The sequence below is a fragment of the Vibrio sp. S12_S33 genome, from assembly GCF_963889785.1.
Lineage (GTDB): Bacteria > Pseudomonadota > Gammaproteobacteria > Enterobacterales > Vibrionaceae > Vibrio > Vibrio aestuarianus.
This window is the reverse complement of record NZ_CAWPQZ010000063.1, coordinates 1-11,919: the sequence shown is the minus strand read 5'-3', so window position 1 is coordinate 11,919 and position 11,919 is coordinate 1. Positions and strand designations below refer to the sequence as shown.

Annotated in this window: 8 protein-coding genes; all 8 read left to right on the top strand. The window is 38.9% G+C overall.

The window, feature by feature from the left end:
- Nucleotides 1–175: 175 nt before the first annotated feature.
- The 8 genes from AACW06_RS17830 to AACW06_RS17795 all read left to right on the top strand — a co-directional run bounded on the left by AACW06_RS17830 (nucleotide 176) and on the right by AACW06_RS17795 (nucleotide 11,535).
- Entirely contained in the window at nucleotides 176–1,918 is a 1,743-nt protein-coding gene (locus AACW06_RS17830; protein WP_192076109.1) for an L-tyrosine/L-tryptophan isonitrile synthase family protein, read from the top strand.
- A 277-nt stretch (nucleotides 1,919–2,195) separates the two neighbouring features.
- Nucleotides 2,196–4,631 (top strand): two-partner secretion domain-containing protein, encoded by a 2,436-nt coding sequence (locus AACW06_RS17825; protein WP_192076108.1) that lies wholly within the window; start codon nucleotides 2,196–2,198, stop codon nucleotides 4,629–4,631.
- An 11-nt stretch (nucleotides 4,632–4,642) separates the two neighbouring features.
- The gene (locus AACW06_RS17820) at nucleotides 4,643–8,833 is read left to right on the top strand and encodes a DUF637 domain-containing protein (protein ID WP_192076107.1); all 4,191 of its coding nucleotides are present in this window, start codon (nucleotides 4,643–4,645) and stop codon (nucleotides 8,831–8,833) included.
- 1 nt (nucleotide 8,834) lies between these two features.
- On the top strand, nucleotides 8,835–9,692 hold the full coding sequence (locus AACW06_RS17815; protein ID WP_192076106.1) for an immunity 49 family protein: 858 nt from the start codon (nucleotides 8,835–8,837) through the stop codon (nucleotides 9,690–9,692).
- Between the two features lie 241 nt (nucleotides 9,693–9,933).
- Nucleotides 9,934–10,275 (top strand): hypothetical protein, encoded by a 342-nt coding sequence (locus AACW06_RS17810; RefSeq protein WP_192076105.1) that lies wholly within the window; start codon nucleotides 9,934–9,936, stop codon nucleotides 10,273–10,275.
- Nucleotides 10,276–10,459: 184 nt separating this feature from the next.
- The gene (locus AACW06_RS17805) at nucleotides 10,460–10,786 is read left to right on the top strand and encodes a hypothetical protein (protein WP_114774214.1); all 327 of its coding nucleotides are present in this window, start codon (nucleotides 10,460–10,462) and stop codon (nucleotides 10,784–10,786) included.
- Nucleotides 10,787–10,845: 59 nt separating this feature from the next.
- Nucleotides 10,846–11,139 (top strand): hypothetical protein, encoded by a 294-nt coding sequence (locus AACW06_RS17800; protein ID WP_202884107.1) that lies wholly within the window; start codon nucleotides 10,846–10,848, stop codon nucleotides 11,137–11,139.
- Nucleotides 11,140–11,187: 48 nt separating this feature from the next.
- Nucleotides 11,188–11,535, top strand: a complete 348-nt coding sequence (locus tag AACW06_RS17795) for a hypothetical protein (protein WP_192076104.1) — start codon at nucleotides 11,188–11,190, stop codon at nucleotides 11,533–11,535.
- Nucleotides 11,536–11,919 lie beyond the last annotated feature (384 nt).

The window sequence follows — 11,919 nt, the reverse complement described above, 5'->3', positions numbered from 1 at the left end:
TCAAGCAATGTGATTGTGGTGCGCCAAGCCAAAAAGTGAAGTTGAAAAAAGCGGGATGGAACGATGATTATCGGGCTAGAGTCTTCTTTGGGTTATAAATCCATCAAAGTATGCTCCCGCCCTGAGGGTTCTGCATCATTCCGTCAATGGTCTTCGCCTTTAATAAGGAAACACTATGCTTGATCATCAACAGCAGCAATGTGTGGATAATATTGCTTTTATTTTATTAGACCAATTATTAGCACAAACAGACGCCACTTTTAGTGGGTATCAGAAGTTAAAAAAACAGATAGCTCAGTGTGTCATTGAAAACAAAGTCATTACATTATTACTGCCTGCTTTTCCATGTAAAACGAATAACCTAGATAAGGTATTAGGTTATAAGCCTGATTTGGGTGAATATCGAGTTTTACAAAAATTTGTTAATGCCATTCGTGATATTCAATCTGTGTATCCTCCAGGTGTGATGTTTTACATTTTTTCTGATTATCATACATTTTCTGATTATATTAATGTCGATTTAGAACATCACTACACTTATTCTGATGAATTACGGAATATGGTGGAAAATATGAACGCCAGTGATTGTCTCAAAATTATCAACTTTGAGCACTTCTCTGCGTTTGATGACTTAAATGAATATCAATATTTCAATGGATTAAAGCAGCGCTTTGGTGATGCGGAATATGAGCGTGATTTTGCACGTCTTAAACAGCATGATAATGCAATACACCATACCTATCTGGGCTTGAAAAAATTCATGCATCAGGATCAGAAATATGCGCTTGCTCCACTGAGTTATAAGAAGCGACGTGAGCGCCTAGCCCTTATGGCTAAAGGAATGATGGTGCAAGGACGTGCACTCGATAATTTCCTCAATACTCATTTGAGCCACGCTATTCGTCTCAGCATTCATGAACACCCAATGCAAGGCAAAAAATATTCGCTGTTTCTTTTTGATGAGCGATCGTTTAAGACACCTTGGCATACTTGTGTCTTATTTGATGCTTGCCACGGAGAATTTATTATTGATACGCAGGCCAATCACAAACAACGTGAAGGCGTGATTATTCCCGTAATGCATCAAGGAACGCTGTGGTGTTTACTGCGTTTCAATATCGAAGACGCTAACGAGGCACAGTTGATGCGTGAGGTGAAAGCCACTCTACAAACAGAGCAGTTTGGCCTGACGTTAGAGTCACACCATGGATGCTCACTGATCGCGCTACCGCAGGCTCAAGTGAGCCAATTAGTAAAAGCGTTCTCTGCTGTCTGTTTAAAAGGCTTTAACCCGTTGCCTCAAGCTTCATTTTGGTCTTCGTGGTTTGCCGGAAATCATGCTCTGCTTCCGGAAGAATATGTTCGGAGTAGTACATTAGCAGAGCCCAGTTGGTACGGGCTCAAAACACCGTCAACGAGCGTAGCGCGTCGCTATTCTTATGCTGACATGACTCCTGATGAATGGGCGATTTACTGTTCATCTTCTCCGCTGAAGGTTAACTTACTCGATGCCTCGCTGGCTGCATTGTGTCTTAATGGTCAAGTAAGTGGTTGGCTGAAAAATACCATTGTGCAGTACGATGATACGGCTGCTTATCCTGTGATTATGTCGGGGGATTGGGGAATGAATTTACGCTGTAGCCCATCATTGGCGAAGCATATATCGTCGTCGACTGAAATTGACAATATCAATCAAGTAGCTAATGTTTTAACTCCTATTCTTGAACGTTCACAAGTACAGCATGTTTTTGATTTACAACTTGGCGATATATTACTGGTGAATAACCACACCGTACTTCGTTATGGCGTGTTATCCGAAACAGAATTAGCGGTGCGTCAGCCTTATTCGGTAAATTCCCCTTGGCAGCCTCATAACAAACAACCAAGTAGTGAGCATTTACAAGAAAGCCCTGCTTAAATAAATGATATTTTTAGTAAATAAGCATGAAGAACCAAGTAAGCGGATTACTTGGTTTTTTATTTATTAATAATATCTAATTAAGTGTTGGTTAATTTAAGTGTGGAACTTGAAATTATAATGTGATCCATATCACGACGGGATCTTGTATTCATTGATGTTATGTATTTGTGGTGTATTTTCGCATCCTATATTAAATATATCGTTCAATTCGTTTTAATACGAAGGGCGGTAGCTATCAAAAAATCCGTATAAACTAATCTTACAGCGAATAATAATGAACTTTATTACTAAGACCTGCTCAGTGATTAGGCTTAAAGCGATTGACATTAGTATATTAATTGCCTTACTCATGCCTGTTGCTTCTACTTTTGCCAACGTCAAAACTGAATCTTCCACATCCAATGCTAATACCCCTTCTGTAATCGAAAGTGCTAATCAATATTTAATCAAAATTGCTAAGGCAAATGATTATGGATTCTCGATAAATAATTTTAAGGAACTTAATAGCCGAGGGAAAACCATAGTATTAGCAAATAATTATTTAGTTAACCCTAAACTTTCAGCCGCGCCCGCTAAGACAATTGTATTGATCCTTGATGATAAGCAGATCGCGAATATTAAGCAGATCCGAATTGAAGGGCGTGCGGCAGATTTAGTGCTGTTATCACCGCAAGGTATTATTTGTAATGGCTGTTCTATTGCTAATGCTGAACGAGTTACATTGGCGACAGGTATAGCGACCTTTTACGATGATCGGTTAGAAAGCATACAGACATCTCCTAAAGGTAAGGTCGATATTTCGGGTTCTGGTTTGTTAGCCAATGAAAGTAGCATATTAGACATTGCAGCTGGCAGCTTTCGTCTTGATGCTCATTTAACCACTAACATGAAAGGTCGAGTGGTTCGACGAGCCAATAAAGAGATTCAAGAAATTGATAGTGCTGGAACTCTAGAAGTGTCAAATGGTGATGTGCAGATTATCGTGGGGAATAATCTATTTCGATATGATGATCGTAGGTCTGATGCCTCATTTTCTGAAATGCATGGTAACTCTATCGAATTAACAGCAAAAGCGAAAGTTGCGGTAGGTAATTTGCACCTTGAATCAACCTATTCACAAGCCGCTATAGCGCTCAATGGGCAAATTTTAGTGAATGGTGCTTGGACCTATGTAGGTCGCTATAGAGACCAAAGTGTTGTACCCCTTGAATCGATAAAAGTGAAATCAAATGGTGATATTCGATTAAGAGATCAAGTTATTGTCAATAATCGCTTTGATCTAGAATCAACGGGTAGCGTTTATTTTTATTCACCACAAGATAAGCAACAAAAGTTCTTATATGACAATATAAGAGCGAATGAGATAAATGTGGTTAGCACTAAGCTAATAGAAAATAAAGGAGCTATAGTTGCGAGTAAAGTCAGGTTCTCTTCAGATCGCTTTATCAATGAAGGTGATATCGAATCCACTCGTGAGATATATATCAATGGCAACCATGAGTTAGTAAACCAGTTTGGTGGTATTATCCTTGGTGAAAATATCCATCTTAAATCAAATAAAACGATAACCAATGGTTCTCAGTATCCTTGGCGCTTGATTCCTAAATTAAAAGTTGCTGCAAGAGCAGCTAGTCGACATACAGCCCCTGAAATAAAAGTTGGTGGCAAATTAGCTGTGCCAGAAATCCCTTCCAATATGGATAAACAATCGGTCGGTTCTTTCGCCGCATTTATCTTAGGGCAAAATATTAAGTTAGAAGCTGAGCGGTTTATCAATATCAATCCCTATGAGGTGAACCGAGCCAATATCCATCAACCAGCGTTAACGCTTTCTGATGCTAACAGTAGCCAAGTAATTGTTTCATCAGAAAACATTCTCGATATTAATTTGTCTCATCGCTTATGGAATGTGTCATCAATTCTTGAGTCTTGGACGGGTAATGTGATGATTAATGCGCCAATCATTGATAACGAACGATATTATCTTTGGGCGGACACATACATAAAAGAAGAGAAAAAACGGCCGACGGTACCAGAACATTGCAACAATATATTACGACTTACTCCCACTATGAATGCTTTTTTGAATAAAAATCCACCTCAAGGATATGGATCTATGCCACATGATGTAGTGATGAGTATTCTTCATTCATGCTATTCATGGGGAGTGAAAGAGTCGGATTATCCTACTGTCAAAATAGAAAAACAATATCTTAAAGCACTATCACCACCCTCAAGAATCAACGTTGGTGATAGCTTGATTGTTCAATCACGCGAGTTGAATAATAAACACAGTTCAATTGAAGTACGAAAAGATGTTTTTGGCCAAGTCTCAAAAGTATGGATGGAGGGGTTAAGCCTAAAAGAGCGTTGGGAGAAAACCACCACCACATATCATGCCAATACCTATTGTACTCGACGAATTTTCCGTAAATGCATTAAGCGAAAAACCGACCGTTGGACGACGTCTAAAACTGAATTAATGAAAGATGACGTTAGTGCACAATACCCATTTGTTTTTTATGTTGATGGACATATCCATCAAGGTTTTGGCTCTGATTATAACATTATGCAGAGTATCACTTTTGGTCCGCATGCATCAGCGTATACACCTCGACCTGTCTCTCCTCCGCCTAAGCCAAGTAAATATATACCAATAATAAGCTCTGGCATCACATTCTTTATCTCTAACCCAAACTTTAAAGAGTAATAGGAGGAAATATGAGCCAATCTCTTTTATGGAAAAAGGTCACATCTAGTTTATTATTAGCAAGCATGCTTACCCATATTAGCTTTCCTGTGTATGCCTCAGTGACTCAAAGAGTAACACTCGAATCTATTAATGATTTTTTAACTGTATCTCCGCGATATGAACTACAGAAGTCTATTGCTGAATATTTATATATAAGCAGATTTGAAACCGATGAAATAGGCATTTTTGATGGATTTAACTATTTTTATAATCGACTTTCTGAGAAAAAGTCTCAACTTATTCCAGGCTATGCGAAAAAATCTAATAATGAAATTTTTGATTCACTACCTCCTCGTTTCGGAACTTCTTATGTTGAAAGGGGGGTTATTCGTCATCAGATAACGCAAATTCTAAATAAGAACTGGATAAGCTCTCCGGAATTTTCAAGTTATAATGCTCAAACTAAGCAACTGTATGAAAATGCAGTGGCTCTAGCATTGGAAAATAATTATCAACTTGGTCAGGTTCTTAATGCTGAGCAAATCAAAAGAATCAATAAAGATGTTATTTGGCCTGAAATTAGAACATTAGGTAGTCAACAAAAACCTTATCTTGTGCCATTTGTCTATTTAACAGATGCAACTATTAAGCAACAAAAAATTATTGAATCTACTTATCATGCCAATTCAGCGGATATCAAAACACAAACTTTTATTGTTGATGGTGTAAAGGTTAATTTTGCTCACCGAGCTATGATTGATGTTGAAAAGGATTTCATCAATACAAAAGGTAATATCAAAGGTAGTAAGCTCACTATTCGTACTGGGCGAGAGTTACAAAATAATTCAGGTACGATAACGGGTGATGATGTCACGCTATTAGCCAATAAACTCACCAATAAAACTCTAGTGACACGGCTTGATTATGGTCATGGTTATTCAGAAAAATTTTCACAAATTGGCACTATCTCGTCGTTAGGTAACTTAACTATAGCTACGGCGTCCGATGTGATAAGTCATGGCGGTAAATTTTCGGCTCAAGGTGATTTAACCATTAATGCTGGCGGAAATATCATATTGGTGCCTCAACAGGCGAAAAACGAGCGTCATGAATCTGGTGCGCGTTGGCAAGATAATGAATCTTCTTTAGTTAATCTACAAACTAACCTTTCTGCAATTGATACCCTAAAACTGATTGCCGGTGGTCAAATTCATATCGAAGGTGCTCAATTAGAAAGCCAGGGGTTGATTGAGTTGTTGGCGGGATATGGCATTACTTTAAAGAGTGCCGCCGATTTACGCTCTTTTGAAAAGCGTTTTCAAGCATCAAGTGGTGGGGTCTTTGGCACCAAAGAGAGCAAAGCTGAGAGTAAAACAGAGGCAGAGATTGTTCGTACTCTGCTAAAGGCAGGCCAGAGTATGCTGCTGTCGACCAAGCAAGGCGATATCTTGCTAGAGGCAGTGACCATCGATAATAAAGGTATTTCCAAAATCATTGCCGAAAAAGGCGCGATTGATTTTGAATTGGCGAAACTTCTGGAAAGTTACAGCTATGAAAACTCCTATGAAGGCTCTTTGTCTTTCCGCCATACCGGTAACGGTTATCAAAGAGAGGTGGCTTATTATTCAGAGTTTATCAATAACGGTGGGCTTGTTCTTGACGCGGCAACCGGGGTTAAAATTCAAGTTGCAGCAGGCTCAGAAAACTTAGATCAAACTCTGGCTGAATTAGCACAAACGCCTGGATTAGCTTGGATGCAGGAAATTCGTAATAACCCAGATTACAGTGAGGTTGATTGGCAATCAATTGAGCTGGTTTTGGAACAATGGGATTACGATCAGTCAGGCTTATCGCCCGCTGCGATGGCAATTTTGGCAATTGCTATTTCTGTTGTTATGGGACCTGGAGCGGGTTTGGCTATCGCCGGAACAGGTTCAGGCGCTGTGATTACTGTAAGTAACGCCGTATTAGCCGCCGCTATGAATGCAGGTTTTAGCAGTATTGTGGTTCAAGCTTCTGGAAGCTTATTGGCTAATGGTTTTGATGTACAAGAAACATTAACCCAGTTAAGTTCAAAAGAGTCTTTGGTTTCACTAGCGACCAGTATGGTTACTGCTGGAGTTCTAAGTGGTTTAGATGTCCCTATGTTCTCTGGTGAAGGTGGAACAACGTTAACACTTACCGATGTGGTGCAAAATGCGACAGGTAGTCAGTTGGCTACTCAGGCTATCATGCAGGTTTTTCAAGCCACGGCGCGTACTGGGATTAATGCTATCGCCAGTGGTTATGATTGGGATGAATTTGGCAGCTCTTTAGTGCAAAGTTTAGCGATATCTTCGATTAACTTACTGGGTAAAGAGTTAGCTGAGCAAATAGGTGAAGCTGCCCGCCTAGGTAATATTGTTACTGCACAACAATATATTCTGCATGCCGCCTTGGGATGTGGCTTAGGTATGCTAACTTCAGCCACCCATGGTGGAAATACCGATGCTAACCGAATAGGCTGCGCTTCAGGTGCTGGCGGTGGCGTGATCGGAGAATATGTCGGGTCTAAATATCGAGAAGAGATCGGCCTTGTAAAACAGGATACAGATGCATTTATTCATAAATTATTAGATCGTTATGTTAATGCTGATGGTACGCCTTTCACTCCAGAGCAGTTACAAGCTGAGATTCCGACATTACAAGCTGAAGCCAGTAAGTTACATGCGCGGGGCGTTGATATTGCCCGTTTAGTCGCAGGGCTGACTGTTTTTGCCATGCGTGGTAATGTGGATATTGCTATCGATACTGCGGGAAATGCAGCAGAAAATAATGCTCTTTTCCTTTTGGTTGTTCTTGCGACACCAGAGTCTATTGCTCTGTTTACGGCTGCGATTGCTGCATATACCGCCACTCAATTTGTGATGTCGTCAGTTGATGCTTTCCATAAGGGTAGTGAGCTTTACCGAATTTATCTGTATGGCACCATAGAAGAGAAAGCACAAGCCAAAGAAGAGATGATAGATCTTGCGATTAGCTACAGTATTGAAACGGGAGCAACTATCCTTATCGGTGGTGTGGCCCAAAAAGTATCGAAGAAGCTACTACAAGATGTCCCTTTTGATGAAGTTGCTGCTTTTATTTCATCTCAGTTACGTGGGAAAGGAAATATTGATGCAGCGGAAGTGTATGATCAAGTTGCTAAAAACATTAAATTTAAAGATAAACATTTCGAGACCTATAAAGCCAATGGCGGAAAAGATGATCACGACACTTGGTCTAAGAAATACGATAACGGTAGGTATGATGCTCTAAAGAATAACAAGCTTATTCCTGATAATGATGTCGATATGTCCGATTATTATAGGCATAAGGAAATGTATCCCAATACCACCATTACGGCAGAGCGTTTTATCGAGCAGCAAAATAAAGGCTTCACTATCGGGCAGAAAGGTTCATGGAAAAGGATTGACACACGGCCTAAGAATGTTCCCAATGAACCAAGTTATCGCTCTCAAAATAATGAGGTGCCACTTCCAATCTCGGCAGAGCAAGATATCGCGAGATTTATGCAAAAAGAAGTTACGCTACCGCCTGATGTCACAAAGAAAACTGTCGAGCAAGTGATTACGTTGAGACAAAAAGCGGAAGCTGAAGTGCGAGTTCTCAGTTCGAATCCCGATCTAAACCGTGATGCCTTATTAAATCTTAAGGCGGATATCAGGAAATACGGGGACGTCTTGGGTAGCGCAAAACTAGAGCATAATTTGCATATTGAGTTTACGAGCGTTAAGAAGTTACCTTTTGAAGTGCCTGGACGTGGTCAGCAAGGGCAGTTTGATGGGATTTGGCTAGCTACTGACAAAAATGGCGTGACGAAACTGATCACGGGTGAAGCGAAAGCGGGTAAAAATCAAGTTCATTACAACCATCGGCAAGTTGGACGTGATAAGAACGATGATATTATTGATGCCCAGCAAACCAGCGCGCAGTATTACAAAGCGATCTGGGAAAATATGCAAAAATCCTTCAAGACTGCAAAAGAGAGTTCAAAATATCAGTCTGATCTGCTGTATAAAAAGCAAACCGATGAACTGGGCAAAACGCTTGACTTATTTAAACAGTATAAGCAATCAGGCCTATCAAGCTCCATTGAGTATCGAGGCTCAGAGCTGATATTTAATGAAAATGGCATGATTAAAAAAGCCAATAACCTTAAATTTGAGATAATGCATTAGTATGAAAAAAATAGTGAAGACTCATATTAAAAATTTAGAAGGTAAGCAGCGCGTTTATGATGCGATCTTAGAGAGTTTTATTAAAACCAACCAGTTTTCATTGAGTATTGCGGAAAAAAACTGTTTTGGATTTGAAACTGGGTATCGAGACCTTTGCACGCTATTTGCGATTGGTCACTATCTACCATCAGTCGCACATGATGAGGTAGTAGAGCATTTTTTCTCTGCTCAACAGTACGCCATATTATGGTTACGCCAGATGAATCAACCGAAAGGGGAGTTCATCCCCTTTCAATACCAAGGGGTAGATTTTGCAATTCCAGCTCAAGGTAGGAACGATAAGCTTAGATCTTTCGCATGGCTTGACATGATCTACCTTACTATTGTGACGGGACGCAATGAAGATTTAAATCTACTGATGGGGCTTTTATATAAGGAACAAATCGAGTTTAGCGGCCTGAATGCTCGTTATCATCTTGAGATAGTGCTGCATATGCTTGGTTTGCAAGCGAGCAGTGATATTACCGGCTTAATGGATGGTTTTGTTGCCCATATCCAGCGGGAGAACCAAACTCTGCAAGAGCGCAGAGTGAGCTCACATGGAATTAGAGTGACTCTAGGTTTTTTTGATGTGATGCAAGCTATACATCAGCAAGACCAAGTAGCGTATAACCTATCCATGCATCGCGCTTTAAAAATGCATAAAGAGTGGTGGACACGCGGTAAGGATTTTAAAACAGATCCGGATGGTTATATTTCATTACACCTCCTCACGGCAGCCAAATATGCGTATAAAAAATACGGTTACATACTGGATGTAGAGTCGGATTATATCCCCAGCTATCTGTATATGAATTGATGGTATTATATTGAATATAAGAGGTGACCTGATATTAAAGGTTGCCTCTGTATCCAAACTACTAGGAGTTGCAGCCAATATCGCTGCAGATTTAAGTAGGGAATTTATAAATTTTTTAATTAAAAATAGTCGAATTTAATAAGACTATCCTCATAGAGTGTTTCTATATCTAAGGGGTATTCTATGTTTTTATTTTCAAGTTGTTAAATATAATTAAGTTGTTAAATAAACAGGCTCTTATATGAAAAAAATACTAACTATGGTTTTCCTTTGTATTGTAACCTTTACTTCAGAGGCACGATACACGGCTAATTTCAGCGGTTTAATAACAGGTGTTTTAATCTATCCTGGTAGTACATTGATATTAATTCGTATCGAAGGTATGCCTAAAAATCATCCTAAGTGTAAAACCCTAGATTACATGGCTGTTGATCCTGATATTTCATCAGAATCACGAGAATTAGTAATCTCTCGACTATTAACTGCGTATGCAACCAAAGAGAGAGTTAATATTGGTTATGATAAAGAGAGCAATTCAGACTCCTGTGTTGGAGAGAGATTGAGAGTACATCGCGTAGGTTGAGTGATTAATGGTAAATCTAGATTTGTTTTGTAGCCTATAAACGTGAATTAAAAATAGGTAGGTATTGTAAGCTTAATTACCAAATAGTAGTTCAGGTGATCTCGCCTGATACGGGTGATTTAGCCAAAACATTGATCAAAACGTACACTCTTTGTCTTAAATTAATTTATTTCAAGAAAATAATATGAAAAAAATCATCAATCATACGTTATTAATGTTTTTATTGTTTGTGTCGAAAGCATCATTTGCTGCTGATACTTATATCTCCGGTAAGCTCGTTGATATTACCAGTGTTCAGCAAGGATTGCTGATTCGTATCGAAGGCTACCAAGTGCCAACAACGTGCCCTAATCCTCATAATTGGGGGTGGATGCTAATACCTGAGGAAAATAAAACCATGATCTCGGTTGCTTTGGCGATGTGGACACAAGGTAAAACTAACGCGACCATCTACACCAGTGGTACTAAGTCAGGGTATTGTCAAGTTGTGCAATATGATCCTCACCATTAATAGTCAATAACACGGAGTTTGCTAATGTTTAAAAAATATTATTAATTTTTACTCTTCTATTGCCATTCTATGCTTTCTCCGGAACACAAACGGGTAAAGTCGCTTGGCTTATTGTTAGAGCTTCAGATGGTTTGATCTATTTTGGTATTGAGGGCTCGCCAGCTTCAGGTAAGCCACAATGTGCAAAAAATAGTTATTGGATGATCCGTGATGAAAACTCCAATGTAGGCAAACAGCAATATTCACTCTTACTTACTGCATATGCTTCTGCTAAGCCAGTAGATATTGTTGGAATGAACAGTTGTAAACGTTGGGCTGATGGTGAAGATGTGAATTCTATTAAGATAAAATAGAAGTCGTTCATTGGTTCGTTAAAAAATTAAAATCGATAAGGGATAAATATGTCAAAAATAATCATACATCTTTGTTTAGTGACCTCATTTTTTATATCATTTTCAATTCATGCGGCTTCTATTTCTAGTGGAGCGAGGAAAATTACTTCGTTAGGATGCCACAATATAGATAATATCTGTTTTGTTCAAATTGATGGTGATCCTGTTGGTCCTAGTTCATGTAAGACTAATTCAGTTCGGTGGGATATAGAAAAGGATCCTAATGGTAAGAGCAGTTTTAGTTTGCTAAATGCCGCATATTTCTCTGGAAAGTCAGTTGTGTTGCAAATTAGTGAGCAATGTTTCAAATATCAAAATAACTATCCTACTTTTGTATGGCTGACAGTGGTGAATTAAGGGTTAACATATGTTTATAAGAAAATTATTTATTTTTTATATTTTTCTCTATCTCTATGTCTTCCCAAGCAGAGTGTGAAAAATGGGGTTGCATCGGAAAAATAACTGATATCTATACTAATGCGGATGGGGTGATTTATATTGGCAGTGAGCATGATGAAAAAAAAGCTAATTGCAAGCCTATTTCTGATGTTTATTTTACGCTTAATCCCAAGTCGGAAAATGCGAAAGAAATTTATTCTTCTATTTTGTCCGCTTATACCCGTGATCATTGAAGATACTTGATTTTCAGTAGAATCAAGATCATGCTACGAACCATGAAAATTACACTGACTCCTCAACAGAAACTGCAACTCGAACAAATGCACGACATTGAACGTGATA